This window comes from Sphingobium sp. YR768, from assembly GCF_900111125.1.
Lineage (GTDB): Bacteria > Pseudomonadota > Alphaproteobacteria > Sphingomonadales > Sphingomonadaceae > Sphingobium.
Genome location: NZ_FOGE01000005.1, coordinates 96,746 through 121,815, shown reverse-complemented (window position 1 = coordinate 121,815; position 25,070 = coordinate 96,746). Strand labels below are relative to the sequence as shown.

Below are 25,070 nucleotides of genomic sequence, written 5' to 3'. Positions count from 1 at the left end.
CTCACATGCCCTGCATATTATAGGATTCACTGGGAATATGGACGGTCAGATTGTCGAGCTTCCCGTCCAGCATGATCTGACAGGCCAGTCGGCTGGTGCGGGTGGCGGCGGCGGCAAGGTCCAGCATATCCTCCTCATCCTCGCTCGCGCGGGGCAGGCGATCAAAATCCGCCGCATCCACGATCACATGGCAGGTGGAACAGGCCATCTGTCCTTCGCATGTCCCCTCCAGCGGCTGGCCGGCGGCCTGTGCGACATCCAGCAGGACCGATCCTGCCAGGGCGTCGACCTCCTGCCGCCGCTCTCCGTCAGCGCTGATGAAGGTGACCCTGATCATGTGATGCATGCGCTCCCTTGTCACGGCGCCGCTTGTGCAACTGCCGCCTCGTTCAATGCTTCTGCTGCCCTCTCCACATCATCCCGGCTCGTGTAACGGCCAAAGCCGATCCGCACCGATCCGCGCGCCTGACTATCCGTCAGCCCCAACGCGCGCAGCACATGGCTAGGCCTGCCGGACCCGCTTGCGCAAGCACTTCCCAATGAAAAAGCGACAGTGCGGCAATGGGACAACAGCCGGGCGCCATTGATCCCGTCGCGCCGCAGGTTGAGATTGCCGGGGTAACGGTGGCTGTCCGATCCGTTCAGCGTCCAGCCGGCAAACAGGTCGCGGGCCAGCAGCGCCAGCTCTTCGACATGGACGCGATCCGCCTCCACCCTCTCCCGCATCAGCCGCGCGGCGACACCGAACCCGGCACATAAAGCGGGAGAGAGCGTACCGGACCGCAGCCCGCCTTCCTGCCCGCCGCCATGGATCAGCGGCGCCGGCTTCACGCCATCGCGCAGCCATAGAGCGCCGATCCCCTTGGGTCCGTGAACCTTGTGCGCACTGATCGCCACCATATCGCACTTGTCCGGGATGGCGACACGGCCATAGCCCTGCACCGCGTCGCACAGGAACAGCGCCCCGGCCCGATGCGCCAGATCGGCCAGCGCCGCCACCGGCTGGATCACGCCGATCTCATTATTGACCAGCATCGCGACAACGATCGAGACACCCGGAATGATCGCCGCGCGCGCCGCCGCCATGTCGACCAGACCGTCGGCGCCGACCGGCAGGACGGTCACATCACGTCCAGCCCGCCCCGTTGCCTCGACCGTGTCCAGCACCGCCGCATGCTCGGTCGCGATGGTGACGATGCCACCGGCAGGCGCGCCCTGAATGGCGATGTTCAGCGCCTCGGTCGCCCCGGACGTAAAGAGCAGTTTCCCGCCCGGCGGCAGCAGCTTCGCTACCTCGTCCCTTGCCACTTCCACCTGCGCGGCAGCGGCGCGACCCAGCCGATGGGCGCTGTGCGGGTTGGCAAAATGATCGCGCAACAACGGCACCATCGCCTCGAACGCTTCGGGCGCCAGCGGCGTGGTCGCCTGATAGTCCAGATAGATCATGATCTTGCCCTGTTCGCCATCGCGGTCCACACGGCCAGAAAAGTGTCCACTTCGTTGTCACCGGTTTGAGGGCTGAAGCTGACGCGCACCACTTCGGAAGCGGCCACATCCTCCCATCCCATCGCCCCCAGCACATGGCTGGTCTTGAGCGATCCGGACGAGCAGGCGCTGCCCGCCGACACCGATATCCCCTTGAGGTCGAACTGGATCAGTTGCGCGCGCGCCGACAGGCCCGGCATGCGATAGCTGGCGATGGCCGGAAGTCGAGGCGCATCCCGCGCGACGATGATGCCGCCCGCCGCCTCGATCCCCGCATCCAGCCGGGCGCGCAAATCCGCCGCGCGGGGCAACCAATCTTCCCGCGCCTCCAGCGCCGCCGCCATCGCCATTATGGCGGGCAGATTTTCCGTCCCCGCGCGATAGCCCTGCTCCTGCCCGCCGCTAGGCTCGATCAGGGCAAGGTCACGGATCAGCAGCGCGCCGATCCCCGGCGGACCACCAAATTTATGCGCGCTGATCGCAATCATGTCCGCATCCGGCAGCGGCAGCTTGCCCGCACTCTGGGCACAATCGGCAAACAGGATCGCCCCGTCATGATCGATCCGGTCGAGCGGCTGGATCACGCCGGTTTCATTGTTGACGTGCTGGATGGCGATGATCGCCTCAACATCCGTTCGCCCTGAGCCTGTCGAAGGGCGAACGGGCCTTTGCACTATACCATCCCCATCCACCGTCAGCCACTCCGCCCCCTTGGCTACGCGCAGCACGGCATCATGCTCCACCGGCGACGTCACGATCCGCCCCGCCTTGGCCCGCAACAGGCCGATGGCGATCGCCTCGCTGGCGCCGGAGGTGAAGATGACATGCCCATCCCAGCCCAGCGCCGCCGCGATCCGCTTGCGCGCATCCTCCAGCGTGGCACGGGCGGCCCGGCCGTCCGCATGGGGACTGGACGGGTTGGCCCAGTTGGAAAGCGCCGCCACCATCGCCGCCTGCGCCTGCGGCAGCATCGGGGTGGTCGCAGCATGATCGAGATAAAGGCGTTGGGCGGCCAAGCGGGCGTTACTCATTGATTGCGGAAATGGCGGCGGCATCTATATAGGCGGTTTGCCGCGCCGCGCCAGCGATAGCCTTGGCGTGCGCACCGATCCTACCCCTGCTGCCCCAAAAAGGCGGCCCAGAACCATAACAGGTGCCATGCCCGACGTCATTTTCACCGGACCCGAAGGTCGCCTCGAAGGCCGCTTCAGCCCCCCGCCCCGCCCGCGCGCGCCGGTCGCCATGATCCTGCACCCGCATCCGCAGGGCGGCGGCACGATGAACGACCGCATCACGCAGGCGATGTACAAGACCTTCGTGAAGCGCGGCTTCGCCGTTCTGCGCTTCAACTTCCGGGGCGTCGGCCGCAGCCAGGGCACGTTCGACAATGGCATCGGCGAACTGTCCGATGCGGCGGCGGCGCTCGACTGGGTACAGAGCTTCCATCCCGAAGCGCAGACCACTTGGATCGCCGGCTTCTCCTTCGGCGCGTGGATCGGCATGCAGTTGCTGATGCGTCGCCCGGAAATCCGCGGCTTCATCTCGGTCGCGCCGCCCGCCAACATGTATGACTTCTCCTTCCTCGCCCCCTGCCCGTCCTCGGGCATCATCGTACAGGGCACGTCGGACGAAGTGGTGACCGCCAGCGCCGTCCAGAAGCTGGTGGACAAGCTGCGCACGCAGAAGGGCATCACCATCCATCATGACGAGATCAAGGGCGCGAACCATTTCTTCGAGCATGAACTCGACCAGCTCATGAAGTCGGTCGACAATTATCTCGACATGCGCCTGTCGCCGGATTCGCCGATCCGCTGATCCCTGGCCATGAGCGATAAAGAAAGGGCTGCCTGAAAAGGCGGCCCTTTTTGTTATAACGCCATCCGCTTATTTCGTCATTGCGAGCGCAGCGAAGCAATCCATGTCGCTACCGTGGATTGCTTCGCTGCGCTCGCAATGACGAAATATCATTCCATCCTAACCCGAAACCGGCAGGGACAGGATGAAGCGTGCGCCCTCGCCCGGCGCGCCGCCGATGACGATATCGCCGCCCATCGCCCGCGCCAGTCGGCGGGAGATATAAAGGCCAAGGCCGCTGCCACCGGCATCGTCCCGGCCCAGTCGCTCGAACTTTTCGAAAATACGCTCGCGATCGGCCGGGGCAACGCCCGTCCCCTGATCGATCACCGCGATACGCGCCTGACCGCTTTCCCATTCGATGGCGACACGCACCTCCGTATCCTCGGGCGAATAGCGCACGGCATTGCCGATCAGATTGACCAATATCTGGAGCACGCGGCGAAATTCCCCGGTGGCGAGCAAGGTAGCATCCACCGAAGGCGGCACGATCTTTATCCGCCGGTCCAGCGCCTTGACCGCCAGCAACCCCGCCGCGCGCCTGCCCAGATCGGCCAGATCCACCTCTTCGGCGATCACGCTGAAATCCGGCCGGTCGATCGCCTGCAAGTCCGCCAGATCGTCGACCAGCGCCATCAGATGCCGCCCCGCCACCGCGATATCGCTGGCATAGCCGGCATAGTCCGGTCGCAGCGGCCCTTCCAGTTGGGCGCTGATCGTATCGGCATTGGCGATGATCCGCCCCAGCGGCTGGCGCAGCGACCGGTCCAGCCGCCGCCCGAATTCGGCGGGATAGAGCGCCAACGGCTGATCCTCGACCATCGGCGCCACCATCGCCTGCGCCAGCGGGAAGGCCGTGCCGCGATAGCCCTTGAGCTGTCCCGACAGGTCGAATGTCGGATAGGCCGACAGCTTGAACCGGCTGCCCGTATCCTTCGCCAGCACCGCCTGCTGATCGCGAAAGGCGCGGCGCTGGGCAAAGCCGCGCAGCATCGCCATGTCGCCCTCATCATCGGGCTGAAGCTGGAAATAGCTGGAAAAGCGGCTGCCCGGCACCGGCGGATCGGCGGGCAGCGCTCCGGCGTCTCCCATCCCCTCCAGCACCATTTCGAATCGCAGCTGCGTATCGATCTGCCAGGTCCATCCTTCGGCCAGCGCCGCGATATCCGCGTCGCGCTGCCCATTGTCGACCGGATCGGCAACCGTGGGCCGCTCGCGCCAGTCCACCACGGACAGGCTGACGCCGCCCTCTTCAGGCCTGGCGCGCACCCACATGTCGATATCGCCCCGCTCGCAGGCGGCGACCACCGGGCGGGACAGCGTGATCCCCAGCCGCGCCGCCAGCCGCGCGATCGTCGCCAGTTGCGGCACCGCGATCGGAACGCCCAGATCGGCGCCCGCCTCCCGCTGCAACGCCAGCAAAGGCGGATCGGCGCTCAGCAACCGGCCGTCGGCGGCCAGCATGGCGCGAACAACAACCGGATGGGATGGCATCGTCATGCGGCGCAGACCGCCCGCAAATGATCCAGCTTCGCACGGAAGGTGGCGGGCGTGCGCAGCGCCTGCACCGCCGCCTCGACCTGCGGATCGCTCATAGCCTGATAGCGATCCGCCTCCGCTACGATAGCGACATCGGTCAGGGTCGGACGCACCGGCCGCAACGCCATCAGCAGATGGCGATAGTCGCCATCCGATCCGCCCAGCGCGCGGCACAGCAGCGCCACATCGCTCAGCGGACCCAGTAGCAGCATGTCCGTCACCTGCACGCTGTCCATCCGCAACCGCCGCGCCGCCAGCGCCACGAACAACAGGAAGCGCCGCTGCCCCAGCGCCTTGCCCGGCAAGTCCGGCGCATCGGCACGGTCGCCCATCTGACGCACCAGCCGGTCCGCCTGCGCAATCGGCCCCGCGCCTTCGTCATGATCGGCCAGCAATTTCCAGACCGCCCGCTCGAACGCCGCCGGCACGCCATCGGCGCCGTCGGCCATCATGCGCTGCGCCGCCGTCGCCAGACAGGCCGCCACGGTCCACACCAGTTCGGCAAAATGTTCGGCCGGCAGGTCCGGCCGCATCGGCTGCGCCTCGCCCCCCGGCATCAGCCAGCGCCCCTCGGCCAGCGCCAGCGCCGACACCGCGTCGCCCAGTTCGGGATGATCGCTGGTGGGCAATGGCCCATCCGCTTCCTCCGCCTGTTCGATATCCGCCTGCCCGAACGGCCGCAGCATCAGCGTAACACCCGCGCGCATCTGCATATGGGCGAGCAATCCGGGGGCCAGCAGGCTGGGCTGCGCCCGCACCATCGGCCAAGCCAGCGGTTCGTCCCACCGGTCCAGCGCAGACGTAACATCCGGGGCATGATCCATCGACAGGCGCAGCGCCATTTCGACCGCCGCTATACAGCCGCCCAGATGGCGCCGCGTCTCTGCGATCAGCGCATCGTGCCGCACGGGCGCATCGGCCGGAAAGAAGAAGGCGAGGTCGATTGCATGCGTCACCGGCACGGCGGACATGTCCGCCATGACACGCGCCATTGGCCAACTGCCCGCCATGGCCGTGCCGGTATGGGACGAATAGGCGCTCATGCCGGGCACCTTAGCTACACGTCGTTAAAATGCACTAAACCCTGCCGGCGAAAAATCCCGGTCTGAAACAAATAGTCAGGGACAGAAATTCAGTCGGGCCGCCGCAGCAAAATCGCCCCGACCGATGCGATCGCGGCGACCATCGCGACGTCATATCCGGTCGCCGAGGCGCCCAGCAGACCGCCCAGCAGCAACAGGATCAGCGCCGTCCCCGGCGTCATGATCATCCACGCCCGCGCCGCGCCCGTCCTGCGCCAGCGATCCGCCAGCAGGATCACCGCCAGCAACAGCGCCAGATAGGTCGCGATCGCATCGCCACCGGCCAGCGCGATCCCGACCAGTGCAAAGCCCGGCGCGACAAAGGCGGTCCAGCCCGTCGGCGGCGTGCGCAGCGACAATTCGTCCAACCGGTCGGCCGTCTCCGCCAGCAGCAGCGCCAGCAGCAACAGGCAGAAGCCGGTCGACGTCCACAAAAGCTCGATAGGCACCAGCGCGATCGCGCCCAGCGCCATGGCCGCGATCCGCACCTGCGCGGCGGGCACCTGCGTCCGCAGCAGCGGCGGGCTGATCCGCCGGGCGAGCCGCGCCAGCAGATAATGTTCGATGCCGCCGCGCGCCCGCGCCGCCGAAGCGCCCGCAGCCGTCACCGCCTGCGCCACCAGATCGGCCTGCTGCTGCGTTTCGACCAGCGCGACCCGCCCTTCCAGCAGATCATCCTGCGACACGGTGATGCGCCGGGCGCCGCCCTGCACCGCCGCCCGCACCAAAGTCAGCGCCAGATCCCAGTCGCCGATCATGTCCAGTGTCCCGAACAACAGGTCCGGGCTGACCCGCGCCAACCCCGCCCAGCGCTGCCCGGCATCGATCCGCTCCAGCGGCGCACTGGCCCGGCTATCGTCCGCCACTAACAACGCATTGCCATCGATCCCGCCGATATTCGCGAAATGCGCCTGCGCCACGACCGCGCCATCGGCGACCAGCAGCACGTCGCTGTCGCGCGGCGCATCGCGCACCATCGACACCATGTCGCGCACCAGCGCGACCGCGATGCCGTCCGCGCTCAGCCGGTCGACTGCTTGCGACACCGCCGGGGTAATCACGCTGACCAGAATCAATATGCGATCGGCACCGGCCTGCACGGCCTGACGCGCCTGATATTCGATCAGTGTCTGGCCGGCGAAATGCAGGCTGGCCCGCAGCCCCGCGGGCGAATCGGCGGTTGGCCTGCTGGCGCTGAGAATTGCGGCGAAACTCATATCGTTACGCTTGTGGACCCGATTATTGTGTGGGCGACCTTGTCGCAAGGCCGAAGCCTTCGCGCAAGCAAAGCCGCGCATCGGGTTGAAATCAATGAAAGGCAATCAATCCTGACGCAGGCCGTCCAGCACCGCTTCCAGCCGACGAATGACCCGCGGATCTCCCGGCGCAGCCTGCGCCGCCTCATCCGCCAGGGCCATCAGCGCGTTCAAGCCAAAGCTCGCGGCCAGCCCTTTCAGCCGCCAAGCGGCCAGTTCCCAATTGGCGTCACAACGGGCTCGCTTCAGCAGGTCTACCTGACGTTCGGCGCTTTCCATGAAGGCCACGCGCAGATCGGCGATGAGTGCGCGATCTTCGCCGACGGCTGCGGCAAGGGCAGCGTGAAGAGCGCCAGAATCATAAGACATGGCGACAGACGCTATCGGGCGTGCGTTAAGTTTTGGTAACAGGGCATTTCCGCCGCCGGAAAAGCTGCTAGGATGCGCATATGACAGGGGGCACCAGCACAATCGTCGAGTTCTGGCGAGACGAACTTAACGCGACCGGCACGGAGTCGCAGGCGGACGATATTTTGCTTTTGAAACAAGCCGTTCTGGAAATAGACGAGAGTGACGAAACGGCCGGTAACGGCGCGGAAAAGACGGTGAAGCGGGTGCGCATCGCGCTTTCGCTGCTGGCGGTGCTGTGGCTGGGCTTTGCCGGCTGGGCCATCATCGTCTCTGGCGATCTGGCGGCTGGCCCCTCTGCCTGGGCCAATGCCGTCGTCACGCTGGCGGTGCCGCTGATCCTGCTCGCCCTCTCCTATCTGCTGCTGGTCCGCAACAGCCGCACCGAGTCGCGCCGCTATCTCGACACCGCCCGCGCCCTGCGAACCGAAGCGGACCTGCTGGAATTGCGCCTTGGCCGGATCAGCAGCCAGCTCGAATCCGCGCGTCAGACGATGCAGGATCAGGCCGAACTGCTCGACAGCTATGGCGCCGCCGCCAGCAGCAATATGGAAGCATCGGCCGAACTGATCGCTGGCCGCGCCCATATCACCGCCGAACGCGCCGAAAGCGCCGAGCGCGCGGGACAGGCGCTGGTGCAGCGCATGGACATGCTGATCGCCTCCATCCCCGAACTGGAGGACCGCACCGGCCGCATGTCGGCGCGAATCATGGATGATGGCCATGCGCTGGCGGAACGGATCGACATGCTGGAGGCGCGGCTGCATGCGCTGACCGAAGTGTCGGACGAAGCCCGCGCCCGCACGCTGGCTGCGACCAAGAGCCTGTCGAGCCAGCTTACCCAGTTGCAGGAATCGACCCGCGCTGCGACGGAAGAGGTCACCGGCATGGCCGAGATCGCATCCGGCCGGATCGACGCCACGGCCCAGAGCGCGCGCGAAGCGATGGACCGCAGCCGTCAGGATCTGGAGGAACATGCCGAAGCCCTGAATGCCGCGATCGACGCCGCGCAGGCCGGTGTCGCCAGCACCAGCGATCAGGCCCGATCCACGCTGGCGGCAGATCTGGACACCATCAACACCACCATGCGCGCGCGCATCGACACTGTGCTGCACACTGTGCGCGGCGCCTTCGCCACCACCGATGAAGGCTTGTCGCGCCGTGCCGAGGCGCTCGAAACTTTGGTCGCCGTCGCCCAGCAGGGCATCGGATCGACCAGCGAAGAGGCGCTGTCCACCCTCTCGCGCGACATGGCGGCGATCGATGAGGACCTGCGCCGTCGTCTGGATAGTGCGCTGGAGCGGGCACAGGAAAATCTGGCCGTCACCGACAGCGGCCTCACCCGCCAGACGGAGGCGCTGGATACGCTGATCGCCCGCTCGCGTTCCAGTCTGGATGCGATCGGCAACGAAACCGTCACCAGCCTCAGCGACATGATCGCCGATATCGAAAGTCGGCTGCATCATCTCGACACGATGATGGAGGGGCAGCGCAGCCTGATGTCGGGCCTGCACGCCGGGCTGCATGACACCATCGCCTCTACCGAGGGCCGCTTCGCCGCGCTGGAGGATAATGCGCTAGCCCGGGGCGAAAGGCTGACGGCCGCACTGGCCCGCCTGACCGAAGAGACGCAGCGGATCGACGGGGCGCTGGCATCGGGCGGCATGACCGCCGAAAAGCTGATCGGTGCCGCCGAAACCCTGCTGGTGGCGCTCGATTCGAGCGTGCGCGAACTGGACGAAACCTATCCCGGCGCACTGGAGCGCTTCGACGCGCGCGTCGAACAGAGCCGCACCCTGCTGGGCAGCGCCACGCCCGAGATCGAGCGGCTGGAGGCCATTTCGCAAGCGCTGGTCGGCCGCACCGAAGAAGCGGAATCGCTGCTGCGCGGTCAGGGCAGCCGTCTCACCGAATGGCTGGAAAGCACCCAGAGCGGGCTGCATGCCAATCGCGAACTGGTCGACCGTCTGCGCACCGCGCTGGAAGCGGCGGATCAGGATGCCCGGCGTATTACCGAAGGCGCCGGACCGCTGCTGGTCACGGCTCTGCTGCGGGTCAAGGACACCGCCGATCAGGCGGCCGAACGCGCGCGTCAGGCGCTGGGCCGCGCCATTCCTGACGCAGCCCAGCAATTGGCGCAGGCCAGCGACGAAGCGCTGGAAAATGTCATCGGTGACAGGGTGACGGCGCAGATCGAGCAGGTCGCCCGTGTCGCGGAGGAAGCGGTTCAGGCCGCACATCAGGCCTCCGAACGTCTCACCCGCCAGTTGCTGACCATCGCCGACACCAGCGCCAGCGTGGAACAGCGCATCCTCGACGCGGAACAGGCGGCCGAGCATCGCGACCGCGACCATTTCGCGCGGCGGTCTGCCCTGCTGATCGAATCGCTCAACAGCACCGCGATCGACGTCGCCAAGATCCTGTCGAACGACGTCACCGACTCCGCCTGGTCCGCCTATCTGAAGGGCGATCGCGGCGTCTTCACGCGCCGTGCGGTCAAGCTGCTGGATGCCGGCGAATCCCGCGAAATCGCGCTGCATTATGATAATGACGCCGACTTCCGCGATCATGTGAACCGCTACATCCACGATTTCGAGGCGATGTTGCGGATCATCCTGTCCGCGCGCGACGGCAATGCGCTGGGCGTGGCGGTTCTCTCGTCCGACATGGGCAAGCTCTATGTCGCGCTGGCGCAGGCGATCGAACGGCTGCGGCAATAGTAGCAAATCCATGTTGACGTTGATGCCGGCAACGCTTGACTAATCTCCATGTGTTTCCTATGCGTTCCTCATACGTTCCACGGAGGACCGCAGCGATGTTGACGCCAAAGCAGCAGGAATTGCTGAGCTTCATTCAGACCCGGCTGGAGGAGGGCGGCGTGTCGCCTTCCTTTGAGGAGATGAAGGACGCACTCGACCTGCGCTCCAAGTCGGGCATCCACCGGCTGATCAATGCGCTGGAGGAACGCGGCTTCATTCGCCGCCTGCCCAATCGCGCCCGCGCGCTGGAAGTGCTGAAGCTGCCGGACGCCATGCACCGCGATGTCGCACCGGTCATCCCGGCCCGTCCTCGCGCTGCGCCGTCCGCCCCCGCGCTGCCGATCGCGGCCAATGACGTAATCGAAATCCCGCTGCATGGCCGCATCGCCGCCGGTGTCCCGATCGAGGCGATGGAGGGCCAGACCATGTTGTCCGTCCCCGCCGCCCTGCTCGGTTCGGGCGATCATTATGCGCTGGAAGTGTCCGGCGATTCGATGGTCGAGGCCGGCATTCTCGATGGCGACTTCGCCCTGATCCAGCGCACCGAAACCGCGCGCGAAGGCCAGATCGTCGTCGCCCTGATCGACGAGGCGGAAGCCACGCTCAAATATTTCCGCCGCGAAGGCAGCCGGGTGCGGCTCGACCCGGCCAATCCGGCCTATGAACCGCAAGTCTATGACGCGCGTCAGGTCCGCATCCAGGGCAAGCTCGCCGGATTGCTTCGCCGCTATAATTGAGGCCTTCGCGGCCTGGGGCGCGATATCCACGGATGCGCGTCATCGGGCCGGAAGACAGTGCGAACCTCACCCGTTGCAAGGGTAATCGACAGGCCGCCGGTGCGCATCAGCAACCGGCGGTCGATCTTCATCCGACGCGGATGACACCAGCCCGGCAAGCCCCGGTCGCTGACGACGATATCCGCCATGGCGCAATCCCGAGCAAAGCTGCGCCGCTCGATCAGCATGTCGCTTCGGGTGAAAAGCAGGCGCCAGCTTCGCCCTTTCCCATCCTTCAACCGGACAGCGCACAGGTCGGTCGAACATCGCGCACCCGGCAGCCTCGCGATCGCCGCCAGTTCCCCGTCATAACCCGCGCTTTCCGACAACACATCGCGCACATAATCGCCCGCCCGGTCGCGCAGGATCGCCATGCCATCGGGCGTGCGCACCGCGACATGCCGCCCATCCCCCGTCACCAGCAGGTCCGGCGGCGACGCGGCAAAAGTCACGCCCACGCCGATCAGGACCGGCGCCAGCCCCAGCCAGCGCCACCGCGTCCGCCAGAGCAGGCACCAGAGCAATCCCACGACCGTCATCCCGAACAGCGCCATGCCCATGGTCGGCGCCAGCAGCGTCGCCATCGGACTGGCCGCCACGCCATGGGCCAGCGCCAGCAACAGGTTCAGCGCCTGCTGCGTCATCCACCAGAAGGGCGCGCCCAGCCCCACCACGTCCAGCAGCAGCGCCATCGCCTCCAGCGGCATGACGACGAAAGTGGTGAGCGGGATGGCAATCAGATTGGCGAATGCCCCCAGCATCCCCGCCTTGTGGAAATGGAACAGCGCGATGGGCATCAGCACCAGTTCCACGGCAATGCCGGTCGCCAGCGTAACCGCCAGCGCCCGCCCCGCCCGGCGCATCACGCCCTCATCCCGCGCGGCAGCAAAGGCCCGAAAACGTCCATGCTCCGCCAACGCCACCAGCGCCGTCACGGCCGCAAAGCTCATCTGGAAACTCGGGCCGGCCAGCGCTTCGGGCCAGAACACCAGCACCAGCAACGCCCCGCTCGCCACCAGCCGCAGCGTGATCGCGTCCCGCCCCATCGCCAGCCCGCCCAGCACCAGCAGCGCGGCGACACAGGATCGCAAGGTCGGCACCTCCGCGCCGGTCAGCCAGGTATAGCCAATCCCCGCCAGCGCGCCGCCAGCCGCCGCGATCAGCATCAACGGCCAGTGCAGCGCCGCCCGCTGGCTCAGCGCCATCACCCGCATCAGCAGGAAAATCACCGCGCCGATCAGCGCCGTCACATGCAGGCCGCTGATCGACAACAGATGCGCCAGCCCGCTGCGCCGCATCGCCTCGGCATCCGCCTCGGGAATCGCACCCTGATCCCCGGTCGCCAGAGCGACCGCAATCCCTTCCGCCGGACCGTCCACCCGTTCCACTATATGATCGAACAATCGCGCCCGCAGCGGCGGCGATGCGGTGGAAGCACGCAACACCTCCACCGGTTTCAACGCCTTGCCGGTGGCGCCGATCCCCAGAAAATAAGCACGCGCAGCAAAATCATAGCCGCCCGGCACGCTGGGTGGCGCTGGCGGCATCAACCGCACCCGAAAGCGGATCAGCGCCCCCTCACCCAGTCCCGCCGGCATATCTCCATCGCCGATATTCACCCGCACCACCGCTGGCAGGTGCGGCTCATCCATCGGTCGCAGCATCACGCGCACCATTGCCTGCGCCGGCACCTGCCGCACCGACAGCACCTGCCCCGTCATCTGGACGAAGGTCGCACGCGCCAGCGGCGGCTGCCCCCACAAGGCCGCCTTCCCCCACACCAGCAAGCATCCGATGCAAGCCAATATTGCGCCCGCGACAATCATTCGCCGCAACCGTCCGCCCGGCGGCAGCATCGCGCCGATGCACGCCAGCGCCAGCATCCCGCAGCAAAAGGCCAGCCAGCCCATGGCATCGGGCAGGATGAACCAGGCGGATATCCCCGCGCCCAGCCCGATCGGCGCCCACAGGCCGATCTGTTCCCGCTCCCTTTCCAGCCAGCTTTCAACCGCTTCCAGCCCGCTTCGGGACAGCACAGCCAGCCTCCTGCCAAGGGAGGTTTGTCGTGGCTCAAAAGCCATGCTAGGGGGCGTCGCATCCATGGGTCAGTAAGGCGAATGTCAAAGAATATGACGGCAAGTGCAACGGGAATGAACAAGCAGGTGGTGACCCGTTTCGCCCCATCGCCGACCGGCTTCCTGCATATCGGCGGCGCCCGGACTGCGCTTTTCAACTGGCTCTATGCCCGCCACCATGGCGGCAAGTTCCTGCTCCGTGTCGAAGATACCGATCGCGCCCGCTCCACCGAGGAAGCCGTGGCCGCGATCTTCGACGGTCTGGAATGGCTGGGTCTGGGCGGTGACGAACCGGCCGTCTTCCAGTTCGAGCGCACCCCGCGCCATGCGGAAGTCGCCAACCAGTTGCTCGACGCCGGCCACGCCTATCGCTGCTACGCCACGCCGGAAGAACTGGCCGAGCTGCGCGAGCAACAGCGCGCCGCCAAGCAGCCGATGCGCTATGACTGCCGCTGGCGCGACCGCTCGCCCGCCGAAGCCCCCGAAGGCGCCCCCTTCGTCATCCGGATCAAGGCGCCGCGCGACGGCGAAACCGTGATCGAGGATCAGGTGCAGGGCCGCGTGGTCGTGCAGAATGCCGAGCTGGACGACATGATCCTGCTCCGCTCGGACGGCACGCCCACCTATATGCTGGCCGTGGTGGTCGACGATCATGACATGGGCGTCACCCATGTCATTCGCGGCGACGACCATCTGAACAACGCCTTCCGTCAGCTCAGCATCATTAAAGCCATGGCCGAGATAGAAGGGGGCTGGGAAGAGCCGACCTATGCCCATATCCCGCTGATCCACGGATCGGACGGCGCGAAACTGTCCAAGCGTCATGGCGCGCTGGGTGTCGACGCTTATCGCGACGAGATGGGCATGCTGCCTGAAGCCGTGCTCAACTATCTGCTGCGGCTGGGCTGGGGCCATGGCGACGAGGAATTCATTCCCATCGCCCGCGCGATCGAACTGTTCGACATCAGTGGCGTCGGCCGCTCGCCCTCACGCTTCGACATCAAGAAGCTGGAAAATCTCAACGGCCATTATCTGCGCGAAGCAGACGACTCGCGACTGGCCGAACTGGTTGCGCCGCGTGTCGCCGACCGGCTTGGAAAGGTTTTACCTGAAAACGGGTTGGGCATTTTGACCCAGGCCATGGCATCGCTGAAGCCAAGGGCAAAAACCCTTAACGAAATTGCCGAAGGCGCCGAATTTCTGTTCAAAACTTGCCCGTTGGATTTTGACGAAAAGGCGTCCGCTCTGCTAGAGGATTCCGCGCGCGCGTTGCTGGTCAAGACAGCCGACGCTCTCCAACCCGTCCAGTCCTGGACGGTCGAAGCGATCGAAGACGCAATACGCCGCGTGGCGGAGGATGCCGGCCTGGGACTGGGCAAGGTGGCACAACCGCTCCGTGCGGCGCTCACCGGTCGCACGACTTCGCCAGGCATTTTTGATGTCCTCTTCCTTCTGGGGAAAGAGGAAAGCTTGGAACGACTGGCCGATGCAGGGCACGCAACGGCCGGTTGATGGCATACAAGGAGAAAAACATGTCGGATAACAAAGCCAGTTTGACCGTTGGGGGAGAGAGTAAGGACTATGCCATCATGGATGGCGCCGTCGGTCCACAGGTCATCGACGTTCGTAAGCTCTACGCCAATACCGGCATGTTCACCTATGATCCAGGCTTCACCTCGACCGCCAGCTGTGAATCCGGCCTGACCTATATCGATGGCGACGCCGGCGTGCTGCTGCATCGCGGCTATCCGATCGGTCAGTTGGCCGAACAGTCCAGCTTCATGGAAGTCTGCTACCTGCTGCTGAACGGCGAACTGCCCTCGAAGAGCGAACTGGCGGACTTCACCAACACCATCACCCGCCACACGATGGTCCACGAACAGCTGACCGCTTTCTTCCGCGGTTTCCGTCGTGACGCGCATCCGATGGCGATCCTGGTCGGTGTCGTCGGCGCCCTGTCGGCCTTCTATCATGACTCGACCGACATCAACGATCCGGAACAGCGCCGCATCGCCAGCCACCGCCTGATCGCCAAGATGCCGACGATCGCCGCGATGGCGCATAAATATTCGGTGGGTCAGCCCTTCGTCTATCCGCGCAACGACCTGTCCTACACCGCCAACTTCCTGCGCATGACCTTCTCGGTCCCGGCGGAAGAATATATCCCCGATCCGGTGATCGTGGATGCGATGGACAAGATCTTCATCCTGCATGCCGATCATGAACAAAATGCCTCGACCTCGACCGTGCGTCTGGCCGGTTCGTCGGGCGCCAATCCGTTCGCCTGCATCGCGGCGGGCATCGCCTGCCTGTGGGGCCCGGCCCATGGCGGCGCGAACGAAGCCGCGCTCAACATGCTGCGCGAAATCGGCACCGTCGATCGCATTCCGGAATATATCGCCCGCGCCAAGAACAAGGACGATCCGTTCCGCCTGATGGGCTTTGGCCACCGCGTCTACAAAAATTACGATCCGCGCGCGACCGTGATGCAGAAGACGGCGAAGGATGTTCTGGAAAAGCTGGGCGTCAACGATCCGATCTTCGACGTCGCCAAGGAACTGGAGCAGATCGCGCTCAACGATCCTTATTTCGTCGAGAAGAAGCTCTACCCGAATGTCGACTTCTATTCGGGCGTGATCCTGTCGGCCATCGGCTTCCCGACCGAAATGTTCACCGTGCTCTTCGCCCTTGCCCGCACCGTCGGCTGGGTCGCGCAGTGGAACGAAATGATTTCGGACCCAGCGCAGAAGATCGGCCGCCCGCGTCAGCTCTACACCGGCCCGACCGAGCGCGACTACGTCCCGGTCGATGCGCGCTAAGCAACGGCATTACGGACAATGAAGAAGCGGCGCCCCTCACAGGGCGCCGTTTTTTTTGTTACCGATAAGGATCGGCAAAGCTGCCCTTAGCCGGCCCGAAATTTTTCCCGCTTGGTCATCCTGCCAAGGCGGCCTAGCAGCCCCGGAATGTCCGAGGCCCCCAAAGATGACGTTCGCCTGATCTGGAGCCGCTATTATAGCGCGTTCATTCCCGCGCCCGCCGGCCCTGGCTTGCTCGACCGGCTGAAGGCCGCAAGCGGCGCCATTGGCGGCATCGCCATCACCGGCCTGCTCTGTGGCCTGATGCTGGGCAATGGCCTGGCGCATCCGTTGCTGGTCGCGCCGATGGGCGCATCTGCGGTGTTGCTCTTCGCCGTCCCGGCAAGCCCGCTCGCCCAGCCCTGGCCAGTCCTGGGCGGCAATGTCATTTCCGCGCTGGTCGGCATTTTCGTGGCCAAGGCCGTGCCCGATCCGACCGTCGCCGCCGCGCTGGCGGTGGGCGCTGCCATAGCCATCATGTCGCTGTTGCGTTGCCTCCACCCGCCCGGCGGCGCGGTGGCGCTGTCCGCCGTACTGGGCGCAAAGGGCGTGGCGGGCAGCTATATGTTCGCACTGGTGCCGGTCGGCGCGAACACGCTGCTGCTGATCCTGGTCGCAATCCTTTTCCACCGCATCGTCGGCCATACTTATCCCCATGTCGCGCCCAAAAGCCCAGCACCCCACGGCACCACCGATCCAGCTCCGCTGCTGCGCGCCGGCCCCAGCGATCAGGATATCGCTGACGCCCTCAACGATTTCGGCGAGACGCTGGACGTGGACAGCCACGATCTACGCGCCCTGCTGGCCGACGCGGAACTACGCGCGGCGCAGCGAAACCATGGCAACATAAGCTGCCGCGAGATCATGTCGCGCGATATAGTCTATATCGCGGCGAGCCAGCCCATCGCCGCCGCCAGGGCATTGATGCAGGATCGCGATCTGCTGTCGCTGCCGGTACTCGACGACGCCGGCCGGGTGCAGGGAATGATCGGCGCGCTCGACCTTGGCCATGATGCTGCTGCATGCGTCGGCGATATCAGCCGTCGCCCCCTCCTTGTCCACGCCGATACGCCGGTCGCGCGTCTTATCGGCCCGCTGAGCAGCGGCGCACGCCGGGCGGCCATTGTGGTTGACGCGGACCAGCGACTACAGGGCCTGATCACGCAGACCGACCTGATCGCTCTGATGGCAGTGCGTTTTGCTACCCAGACCGGCCTCACGCCCTCCTCTTGAACCCGTCACGATTTTTTTGGGATTGCGTCCGCCGCCTCGCATGACAGGATCATGCCCATGCAGGATGAGACGACGGACCTCTCGCGCCTCAATGATAGCGAGCGCGTGATATTACGCCTTCTGGCGCAGGGGCATACCGCCAAGAGCGTGGCGGAACTAACCGGTCGGTCCGTAGGATCGGTCAATGAGCGGTTGCGCGACGCCCGGCGCAAGACCGGTGTCAGCAGCAGCCGCGCCCTGTCCCGCGCCTTCGTCGCCCAAGAAAATCGGGACGATTTAATCGATGTCGACCCCGCCGACCCTGCCACGTCAGACCTGCCCGAAGCGGTCGGACCATCCCGGTCCGCGCTGTTTCGAGGAGTTGCCATGACCATCGTCGCCGCCATCGCCCTGACCGCAGGCGCCTATCTGCTCCAAAGCGCGCCCTCTGCGCCGCAATCGCCCGCGCACGAACAGGTCGCCAACCCCGCAAAGGAAGATCCTTTGCTCGCCGGCTCCTTTTTGGCCCCATGCCTTCGGAGCGCTATGCCATGGTGCGGGCGGAAAAGCGCGACGCGCCTTGGGCAGACAAGACCGAAAAGGCGCTGATCGCCCGCTATGCCATCTTGCTCGGCAAATATGGCGTGCATCAACCCGTTCGTGCTCTGTGCGGCAGTAAGAGTTGCGAAATCGCCATGAAACTCGATCTGCCGTTGGATCAGATGGCGAAGCTGACGGAGGCGTTGCAAAGCAAGGAACTGGCGGACTCGCTGGCCAAAATCGGGCTTACGGGGGCAACGGCCAGTTTTGGCGGACCGGACAAGAGCTTCGTCCATTCCTCCTACTGGTTGCGCGCTTCTTCGGTCAGCGCCGCTCCAGCACCGGCAGGTCCGGCCCCGGGATCGCGCTGATCGCGACATTGCCGAACATCACCAGCCCGGCAAAGATCATCAGGGCGCCACGCTTGCGGTCGCCCTTCTTTGCAATCGCGTAAATCCCGCCGCCGGTCAGCAGCACGCCCGCCAGCATCAAAATGGATAAAATCGTTCCAGCCATGCCGCTTGCCATAGGGATCAAGCTGGACGGTGGCAATTGCGCGCCTCTCCCCCTATGAGGCGCGCAGAAACGAATCACCCTGTCGGTGAAGGGACGCTAGCCCATGAAAATCGCCATCGCTTCCGATCATGCCGCTGTCGATCTGAAGGCGGAACTTGCGCAATGGCTGCGCGATGAAGGCCATGAGGTCGACGACCTTGGCCCGGCGACTGCCGATCGCGTCGATTATCCCGATTATGGTTACAAACTCGCGACGGCCGTCGCTTCGGGCGCCGCCGAACGGGGCATCGCACTCTGCGGTTCCGGCATCGGCATCTCGATCGCGGTCAACCGCAATCCGGCCTGCCGCTGTGCGCTGGTGGGCGAACCGCTGTCCGCCGCCCTGTCGCGCGAACATAATGACGCCAACGTCCTCGCCATGGGCGCGCGCCTGACCGGTATCGACATGGCCAAGGCCTGCGTCACCGCTTTTCTCTCCACCGAATTCGGCGGTGGCCGCCATGCCGGCCGCGTCGAAAAACTCTCCCAGCCCGCGCTCTGAAAGGAAGTTTCGATGAGCACTGACACCCTCGCCCCCGCCATCCGCCAGGACGGCTTCTTCAGCGAATCGCTCGCCAGCGCGGACCCGGAAATCTTCGGCGCGATCGGCAAGGAACTGAAGCGCCAGCAGGACAAGATCGAACTGATCGCGTCCGAAAACATCGTGTCGAAGGCCGTGCTGGAAGCCGCCGGCTCGATCTTCACCAACAAATATGCTGAAGGCTATCCGGGCAAGCGCTATTATGGCGGCTGCGAATATGCCGACGTGGTGGAAACCCTCGCCATCGAACGTGCGAAGCAATTGTTCGGCGCGAACTTCGCCAACGTTCAGCCCAATAGCGGCAGCCAGATGAACCAGGCCGTGTTCCTGGCGCTGCTCCAGCCGGGCGACACCTTCATGGGCCTCGACCTGTCGTCGGGCGGCCACCTGACCCACGGTTCGCCGGTCAACATGTCGGGCAAGTGGTTCAACCCGGTCGCTTACGGCGTCCGCCCCGACGATCATCTGATCGACATGGACGAAGTCGCCCGCATCGCGCGCGAGTGCAAGCCCAAGCTGATCATTTGCGGCGGCACCGCTTATTCGCGCGTCTGGGACTTCCCGCGCTTCCGCGAGATCGCCGACGAAGTGGGCGCCTATCTGCTGGCCGACATGTCGCACTTCTCCGGCCTCGTCGCCGGCGGCGCGCATCCCTCGCCGGTGCCCTATGCTCATGTCACCACCACCACGACCCACAAGTCGCTGCGCGGTCCGCGTTCGGGCATCATCCTGTCCAATGACGAGGCGATCGCCAAGAAGCTGAACAGCGCGATCTTCCCCGGCCTTCAGGGCGGCCCGCTGATGCACATCATCGCGGGCAAGGCGGTGGCGTTCAAGGAAGCGCTGACGCCAGAGTTCAAGGCCTACGCCCATCAGATCGTCGCCAACGCCCGCGCGCTGGCCGAAACGCTGAGCGACGCAGGCCTGTCGATCGTGTCGGGCGGCACCGACAATCACTTGATGCTGGTCGACCTGCGCGCCAAGAACACCACCGGCAAGGCGGCCGAAAAGGCGCTCGATCGCGCCTATATCACCTGCAACAAGAACAACGTCCCGTTCGACACGGCCAGCCCGTTCGTGACATCGGGCGTGCGGCTCGGCACGCCTGCGGGCACGACGCGCGGCTTCCGTGAGGAAGAATTCCGCGAAATCGGCCGCCTGATCGCCGAAGTCGTGGAAGGCCTCAAGCGCAACGGCGACGAAGGCGACGGCCAGGTCGAAGCGCATGTCCGCGAAAAGGTGCTGGGCCTGACAGGTCGTTTCCCGATCTACTAATATCCCTAAATCCGTTCGGGCTGAGCGAAGTCGAAGCCGCTGCCCGAACGGAGTGAGGGCTTCGCTACGCTCAGCCGCGCCCCCTTCGACTGACTGCTTGCAGCAGTCGCTCAGGACAGGCTTCAACCTTCGCTCAGGGCGAACGGAGTAACAAAATCAATGCGCTGCCCCTTCTGCTCCCATGAAGACAGCCAGGTGAAGGACAGCCGGCCGACGGAAGATGGCAACGCCATCCGCCGTCGCCGCCAGTGTGAAGCGTGCGGCGCGCGCTTCACCACCTTCGAGCGCATCCAGCTTCGCGACATCTGGGTGGTGAAGAGCGAAGGCCGCAAGGAAGCCTTCGAACGCGACAAGCTGGCCCGCTCCATCGGCATCGCCTGTCGCAAGCGGCCGATCGATCCCAGCCGCATCGAAAAGCTGATCTCCGGCATCCAGCGCCAGCTTGAAACCAGCGGCGACGGCGAAGTCCCCGCCCGCGCGATCGGCGAAATGGTGATGCAGGGCCTCAAACGCCTCGACAGCGTCGCCTACATCCGCTTCGCCAGCGTCTACAAGGACTTCACCGACGCCAAGGATTTCGAGGAATTTGCGGGGACAGTGAAGGAAGTCGGGCGGGAGTAATGGTCTAAATAGCTCTTCGCCGTTCGGCCTGAGCGAAGTCGAAGCCCTCTTCCTTCCGCCGTTCGTCCTGAGTAGCCATTGAGCGAAGCCGAAATGGCGTATCGAAGGACCCTGCGATGACGTTCCACGCCTATATGCTGCAATGTGCTGACGGCAGCTATTATGTGGGCCACAGCGACAATCTGGAGCAGCGCATCGCGCAGCATCAGTCCGGCGCAATCGCCGGATATACACAGAGCCGCTTGCCCGTGTCGCTGGTGTGGAGCCAGGATTTCGGATCAAGGGATGAGGCTCTTTCCGCCGAGCAGCAAATAAAAGGCTGGTCACGAAAAAAGAAGGAAGCGTTGATTGCCGGCGATTGGGACGCAATCAGGCAAGCGGCGCGCAAGTCCTTCGATACGGGGCTTCGACAGGCTCAGCCCCTACTCAGGACGAACGGTGTTGAAATGAAAGACAATAATCCCCTCCCCCCCGTCATCGTTCTGGTCCGCCCGCAACTGGGCGAGAATATCGGGAAGGCCGCGCGCGCGATGCTGAATTTCGGGCTGACCGAAATGCGGCTCGTCACCCCGCGCGATGGCTGGCCCAATCCGGATGCCGGCCCAGCGGCGGCCGGCGCGGACTTCATCCTGGACAAGGCGGAAGTGTTCGAAACGCTGGCCGATGCGGTCGCGGACTGCGCCCATGTCTACGCCACCACCGTCCGCAAGCGCGGCGTGACCAAGCCCGTCGTCACGCCGGAAGAAGCCGCGCGCGAAATCCACACCGCGCAGGGCCGCAGCGCCTATGTCTTCGGCCCAGAACGCTCAGGCCTGGAAACCGAAGACGTTGCGGTCGCGCGCAAGATCCTGACCGTCCCGATCAACCCGGAATTCGGATCATTGAACCTGGCGCAGGCGGTCATCCTGTGCGCCTATGAATGGTCCAAAAATGCCGATCTGGCCCAGCCGACCGTCACCGACCTTGGCGAACCCGCGCCACAGGTCGAACTGGAAGGCATGATCGAACAGCTCAATACGCTGCTGGAAAAGGTCGGCTATTTCTTCCCGCCCGATCGCGCACCCGCCACCAAGCTGACGCTGCGCAACCTGCTGACCAAGCCGGGCTGGAATCATCTGGAGGTCCGCACGCTACGCGGCGTGCTGTCCCACCTCAACCGCCCGCGCGAACGTTAACCGCGCGTCCGGTCATATTCCGCCATTTCATAGGCGATCGACGCTTCGACCAGTTGCTCCCACAGGTCGGCGATCACCGCGCCGGGTGCGCCGATCCGTTCGGCTTCGGCGCGCGCCTGATCGATCACCTGCGTCTTGCGCGCTTCGTCCCGCACGGCGCTGCGGTCCGGCTTGATCCGGGCTGCGGCGCGCATATGGGCGAAGCGCTGGCCGAGCAACGCCACGATCTGCCGGTCGAGTTCATCCACGCCCGCGCGCACCTGCGCCATATTGGTATAGCTGTCTGGGTTCATGGCCGCCGGATTTAAGCCTCCGCGCCATCCCTGTCGAGGCCCAGTCCATGCTTGACATATCCCCGTCACATGGCCATAGGCGCGCCTTCGCGATTGGCCCCGCATCCCGGTGAAGTGGTGGCCCTGTCCCTGAAATATGGAAACAGGCGATGACCGGGAAGCTTTCGCCCTCCGCACCTGCGGACCCCCCGGTTTTCGGATCAGGAGGGCGGATAACGTAGTAGCAGTTGTAAGGAATTACCTATGTCGAAGCGCTCCAGCGCCAAGTATAAAATCGACCGTCGCATGGGCGAAAATATTTGGGGTCGCCCCAAGTCGCCCGTCAACAAGCGCGAATATGGTCCCGGTCAGCACGGCCAGCGCCGCAAGGGCAAGATGTCGGACTATGGCATCCAGCTGCGCGCCAAGCAGAAGCTGAAGGGCTATTATGGCGACATCACCGAAAAGCAGTTCAAGAAGAACTATTTCGAAGCCAGCCGCATGAAGGGCGACACCGGCCAGAACCTGATCGGTCTGCTGGAGCGCCGCCTGGACGCCGTCGTCTACCGTGCCAAGTTCGCGCCGACCATCTTCTCGGCCCGTCAGATCGTGTCGCACGGCCACATCTATGTGAACGGCGTGAAGTGCAACATCGCCTCGCGTCTGGTGAAGCCGGGCGACGAAGTCACCCTGGGCAAGAAGGCGCAGGAAATGGCGCTGGTTCTGGAAGCACAGAGCCTGCCCGAGCGTGACATCCCCGACTATGTGTCGCCGGACGGCGCCGCCAAGATCACTTATGTCCGCGTTCCGACGCTGGACGAAGTGCCCTACCCGGTGAAGATGGAACCGAATCTGGTCGTCGAATTCTATTCGCGCTAATCGGTTTACCGAGCAAAGTTACAGGAAAGGGCGGCCCCGGAAGGGACCGCCCTTTTTCTTTGACCGGATAGTATGGACAAAAGGGGGAAGGCAGACAGGCCTCCCCCGCTATCAGAGTCTGTTTGGGAATGCGCCTTTGGCGCATCCGCACCGGCCCACACCCCCACCCGACCGCCCACATATGGTACCCTGTTGGGCGGTCGGGTGGGGGTGTGGGCCGGTGCGGCTACAAAAATGCGCTCTTTCGCGCATTTTTCAAACGGTCTCTCAGCTACTTCCCCAGTCCCAGTAGAAAATCCGCGCTCTGCTGCAACATGTCCGCGCGTGCATCGCTGTCGTCAAGATCATGAGCCAGCCCGTCATAGACGACCAGCCGGCTGCGCTTGCCTGCTCCCTCCAGCTTGGACTGCATGATCTTCGCCTGCGTGATGTCGACATTATTGTCGTCAGTGCCATGGAACATCAGCACAGGCGCCTGAAACTCGGCGGCATGATTGGCGGGCGAAGCATCGGCCGCTTCAGGACCGGTGCCCAAAGTCTTCTTGTCCTGAAGATAGGTGGCCGAATAGCGTCCCCGTCGCAACATGTCGCTGATATCCGTCACCGGGGCGATCGCCACGACCGCCTTGAACAGCTTCGGATCGATCGCTTGCGCCTGCAACGCCGCATAGCCGCCGTAGGACCAGCCAAGGATCGTCAGATGCGCGGCATCGGCGATGCCCTGCGCCACCAGCCAGCGGCCAGAATCCACCACGTCGCCGATCGCCGTCTTCCAAGACCGGAAGCCATTGCCCATCAACCAGTTTTCACCAAAGCCGGAGGAGCCACGAAATTGCGGCTGAATGACAGCGAAGCCGCGCGCCGCATAATATTGCGCCAGCCAGTCGAAACCCCATTCGTCGCGCGATTGCGGGCCGCCATGGGGCATGACGATCGCGGGCAGCCCCTTGGCATCGTCCTTCCCCGGCGGCAGCGTCAGATAGGCCGGGATGCTGGTGCCGTCCTGCGCCTTATACCGGACCGGCTTCATCACCGCCAATGTGCGCCCTGCCAGTTCGGGACGATCGGCATGATCGGCGACAATTTCCGCGCACCCTTGTCGAACAGATAATATTGCCCCGGATCGACATCGCTGCCCGCCCAGACCAAAGCGCGCTGTCCGTCCGCGCTCAGATCGCCGATATGCACCGCCTTGCCACCCAACGCCTTGCCGAGCGACTGGACCATCGACAGCGCCGCAGGATCGAAATAGGCCGTATGGCGATAATCGTCGACATAGCTGACGCCGACCACCCGCCGATCACGCCCGGTCATGACCAGGCCTGAAACGTCCACATCCGGATTGGCATAGACCAGCTTCTTTTCCAGTCCAGGATCAAGCTGCACCGTCATCAGCGCAAAACGCCCATCCTTGCGCTCATAACCATAAGCGACATTCTTGGCCGGATCGACAGCCACCGGCTTGAACCCGGTTTCCGACTGCCAGTCATAGATGGAAAGCTGGCGCCAGCCGCCGCCATCGGCGGGACGATACAGATATTTATACTGGCTGGTGAAATAGCCGCTATCCTTGCGTTCCCACAACCCCATCACACGCACGCGCCCATGCCCGTCGGCGATGAAGTCGAAGGCGTTCTTATCGGGCGCCTCCACCCGGCGGATCGAACCGGTCCGGCTATCGACCCTGTCGACGCCCAGACCTTCCGTCTTCTTCTCAATCAGGCTGCCCACCTTGGCTTCCGGCACATAGGATCGCGCCATCAGCACCGCGCCATCCTCCTCGGGCAGGTAATCCAGCACCTCGCCGCCACGCAGGTCATAGCCCAGCGCATTTTCGCCGCGCTTCTGCTCAGGCTCTTTATGTTGCCGCCTGCCGCATCGACCGCCACGACATTGCTGGAACTATAG

At 64.7% G+C, this 25,070-nt stretch carries 25 protein-coding genes; 13 read left to right on the top strand and 12 right to left on the bottom strand.

Going from position 1 to position 25,070, the window contains the following annotated elements; genetic code table 11:
* Window position 1: 1 nt before the first annotated feature.
* The 3 genes from BMX92_RS09020 to BMX92_RS09010 are packed head-to-tail and all read right to left on the bottom strand — an operon-like array spanning window position 2 to window position 2,501.
* Window positions 2-337, bottom strand: a complete 336-nt coding sequence (locus BMX92_RS09020; RefSeq protein ID WP_093015297.1) for a 2Fe-2S iron-sulfur cluster-binding protein — start codon at window positions 335-337, stop codon at window positions 2-4.
* A 20-nt stretch (window positions 338-357) separates the two neighbouring features.
* Window positions 358-1,446: a cysteine desulfurase family protein gene (locus tag BMX92_RS09015; protein ID WP_093015616.1), complete on the bottom strand. Its 1,089-nt coding sequence runs from the start codon at window positions 1,444-1,446 to the stop codon at window positions 358-360.
* On the bottom strand, window positions 1,443-2,501 hold the full coding sequence (locus BMX92_RS09010) for a cysteine desulfurase family protein (protein WP_093015294.1): 1,059 nt from the start codon (window positions 2,499-2,501) through the stop codon (window positions 1,443-1,445). Before BMX92_RS09010 ends, BMX92_RS09015 begins: the two co-directional genes overlap by 4 nt.
* Window positions 2,502-2,643: 142 nt before the next feature.
* Between BMX92_RS09010 and BMX92_RS09005 the strand changes: the two genes are divergently transcribed.
* Window positions 2,644-3,300, top strand: coding sequence for an alpha/beta hydrolase (locus BMX92_RS09005; RefSeq protein WP_093015291.1), 657 nt, complete (start codon window positions 2,644-2,646; stop codon window positions 3,298-3,300).
* A 159-nt stretch (window positions 3,301-3,459) separates the two neighbouring features.
* Here BMX92_RS09005 and BMX92_RS09000 read toward each other — a convergent pair whose 3' ends face one another.
* From BMX92_RS09000 to BMX92_RS08985, 4 genes are all read right to left on the bottom strand, one after another.
* Window positions 3,460-4,839: a sensor histidine kinase gene (locus BMX92_RS09000; protein WP_093015288.1), complete on the bottom strand. Its 1,380-nt coding sequence runs from the start codon at window positions 4,837-4,839 to the stop codon at window positions 3,460-3,462.
* On the bottom strand, window positions 4,836-5,921 hold the full coding sequence (locus BMX92_RS08995) for a hypothetical protein (protein WP_093015285.1): 1,086 nt from the start codon (window positions 5,919-5,921) through the stop codon (window positions 4,836-4,838). Before BMX92_RS08995 ends, BMX92_RS09000 begins: the two co-directional genes overlap by 4 nt.
* 89 nt (window positions 5,922-6,010) lie before the next feature.
* A complete protein-coding gene (locus BMX92_RS08990; protein ID WP_093015282.1) occupies window positions 6,011-7,177 on the bottom strand; it encodes a hypothetical protein in 1,167 nt (388 codons plus the stop codon).
* A 105-nt stretch (window positions 7,178-7,282) separates the two neighbouring features.
* Window positions 7,283-7,585, bottom strand: a complete 303-nt coding sequence (locus BMX92_RS08985) for an Hpt domain-containing protein (RefSeq protein ID WP_093015279.1) — start codon at window positions 7,583-7,585, stop codon at window positions 7,283-7,285.
* Between the two features lie 80 nt (window positions 7,586-7,665).
* Between BMX92_RS08985 and BMX92_RS08980 the strand changes: the two genes are divergently transcribed.
* Together BMX92_RS08980 and lexA are read left to right on the top strand one after the other, a co-directional pair.
* Complete coding sequence (locus tag BMX92_RS08980) at window positions 7,666-10,344, top strand: hypothetical protein (protein ID WP_093015276.1); 2,679 nt, start codon at window positions 7,666-7,668, stop codon at window positions 10,342-10,344.
* A gap of 95 nt (window positions 10,345-10,439) precedes the next feature.
* Window positions 10,440-11,120 (top strand): transcriptional repressor LexA, encoded by a 681-nt coding sequence (lexA, locus tag BMX92_RS08975; protein ID WP_093015273.1) that lies wholly within the window; start codon window positions 10,440-10,442, stop codon window positions 11,118-11,120.
* On the opposite strand, the gene BMX92_RS08970 is transcribed toward lexA, so the two are convergent.
* Complete coding sequence (locus tag BMX92_RS08970) at window positions 11,111-13,240, bottom strand: ComEC/Rec2 family competence protein (protein WP_093015270.1); 2,130 nt, start codon at window positions 13,238-13,240, stop codon at window positions 11,111-11,113. The genes lexA and BMX92_RS08970 overlap by 10 nt on opposite strands.
* 69 nt (window positions 13,241-13,309) lie before the next feature.
* Between BMX92_RS08970 and gltX the strand changes: the two genes are divergently transcribed.
* The 5 genes from gltX to BMX92_RS08945 all read left to right on the top strand — a co-directional run bounded on the left by gltX (window position 13,310) and on the right by BMX92_RS08945 (window position 18,215).
* Window positions 13,310-14,746 carry a glutamate--tRNA ligase gene (gltX, locus tag BMX92_RS08965; RefSeq protein ID WP_093015267.1) on the top strand — a complete coding sequence of 479 codons (1,437 nt, stop codon included), beginning with the start codon at window positions 13,310-13,312 and terminating at the stop codon, window positions 14,744-14,746.
* Window positions 14,747-14,766: 20 nt separating this feature from the next.
* On the top strand, window positions 14,767-16,053 hold the full coding sequence (locus BMX92_RS08960) for a citrate synthase (protein WP_093015614.1): 1,287 nt from the start codon (window positions 14,767-14,769) through the stop codon (window positions 16,051-16,053).
* Between the two features lie 147 nt (window positions 16,054-16,200).
* Window positions 16,201-17,325 carry an HPP family protein gene (locus tag BMX92_RS08955; RefSeq protein ID WP_093015264.1) on the top strand — a complete coding sequence of 375 codons (1,125 nt, stop codon included), beginning with the start codon at window positions 16,201-16,203 and terminating at the stop codon, window positions 17,323-17,325.
* A gap of 57 nt (window positions 17,326-17,382) precedes the next feature.
* Window positions 17,383-17,913: a hypothetical protein gene (locus tag BMX92_RS08950; RefSeq protein WP_177184970.1), complete on the top strand. Its 531-nt coding sequence runs from the start codon at window positions 17,383-17,385 to the stop codon at window positions 17,911-17,913.
* Window positions 17,856-18,215, top strand: coding sequence for a hypothetical protein (locus BMX92_RS08945; RefSeq protein WP_093015258.1), 360 nt, complete (start codon window positions 17,856-17,858; stop codon window positions 18,213-18,215). The genes BMX92_RS08950 and BMX92_RS08945 overlap by 58 nt, the downstream gene beginning before the upstream one ends.
* Here BMX92_RS08945 and BMX92_RS08940 read toward each other — a convergent pair.
* On the bottom strand, window positions 18,169-18,360 hold the full coding sequence (locus tag BMX92_RS08940) for a hypothetical protein (protein WP_093015611.1): 192 nt from the start codon (window positions 18,358-18,360) through the stop codon (window positions 18,169-18,171). The two genes, BMX92_RS08945 and BMX92_RS08940, sit on opposite strands and share 47 nt — an antisense overlap.
* A 103-nt stretch (window positions 18,361-18,463) precedes the next feature.
* Here BMX92_RS08940 and rpiB point away from each other — a divergent pair, with 103 nt between their 5' ends.
* The 4 genes from rpiB to BMX92_RS08920 all read left to right on the top strand — a co-directional run bounded on the left by rpiB (window position 18,464) and on the right by BMX92_RS08920 (window position 22,011).
* A complete protein-coding gene (rpiB, locus tag BMX92_RS08935; protein ID WP_093015255.1) occupies window positions 18,464-18,901 on the top strand; it encodes a ribose 5-phosphate isomerase B in 438 nt (145 codons plus the stop codon).
* Between the two features lie 12 nt (window positions 18,902-18,913).
* Window positions 18,914-20,215, top strand: a complete 1,302-nt coding sequence (gene glyA, locus BMX92_RS08930) for a serine hydroxymethyltransferase (RefSeq protein ID WP_093015252.1) — start codon at window positions 18,914-18,916, stop codon at window positions 20,213-20,215.
* A 159-nt stretch (window positions 20,216-20,374) separates the two neighbouring features.
* Complete coding sequence (gene nrdR, locus BMX92_RS08925; protein ID WP_093015249.1) at window positions 20,375-20,836, top strand: transcriptional regulator NrdR; 462 nt, start codon at window positions 20,375-20,377, stop codon at window positions 20,834-20,836.
* A 116-nt stretch (window positions 20,837-20,952) separates the two neighbouring features.
* Window positions 20,953-22,011: a TrmH family RNA methyltransferase gene (locus tag BMX92_RS08920; protein WP_093015246.1), complete on the top strand. Its 1,059-nt coding sequence runs from the start codon at window positions 20,953-20,955 to the stop codon at window positions 22,009-22,011.
* Here the strand turns inward: BMX92_RS08920 and BMX92_RS08915 are convergent.
* A complete protein-coding gene (locus BMX92_RS08915; RefSeq protein ID WP_093015243.1) occupies window positions 22,008-22,304 on the bottom strand; it encodes a chorismate mutase in 297 nt (98 codons plus the stop codon). The two genes, BMX92_RS08920 and BMX92_RS08915, sit on opposite strands and share 4 nt — an antisense overlap.
* Before the next feature lie 243 nt (window positions 22,305-22,547).
* Between BMX92_RS08915 and rpsD the strand changes: the two genes are divergently transcribed.
* On the top strand, window positions 22,548-23,162 hold the full coding sequence (gene rpsD, locus BMX92_RS08910) for a 30S ribosomal protein S4 (RefSeq protein ID WP_093015239.1): 615 nt from the start codon (window positions 22,548-22,550) through the stop codon (window positions 23,160-23,162).
* Between the two features lie 271 nt (window positions 23,163-23,433).
* Here rpsD and BMX92_RS28380 read toward each other — a convergent pair whose 3' ends face one another.
* Both BMX92_RS28380 and BMX92_RS28375 read right to left on the bottom strand, forming a co-directional pair.
* On the bottom strand, window positions 23,434-24,192 hold the full coding sequence (locus BMX92_RS28380) for an alpha/beta hydrolase family protein (protein WP_371262300.1): 759 nt from the start codon (window positions 24,190-24,192) through the stop codon (window positions 23,434-23,436).
* A complete protein-coding gene (locus BMX92_RS28375; RefSeq protein ID WP_371262299.1) occupies window positions 24,192-24,962 on the bottom strand; it encodes a hypothetical protein in 771 nt (256 codons plus the stop codon). The genes BMX92_RS28380 and BMX92_RS28375 overlap by 1 nt, the downstream gene beginning before the upstream one ends.
* Window positions 24,963-25,070: the final 108 nt, after the last annotated feature.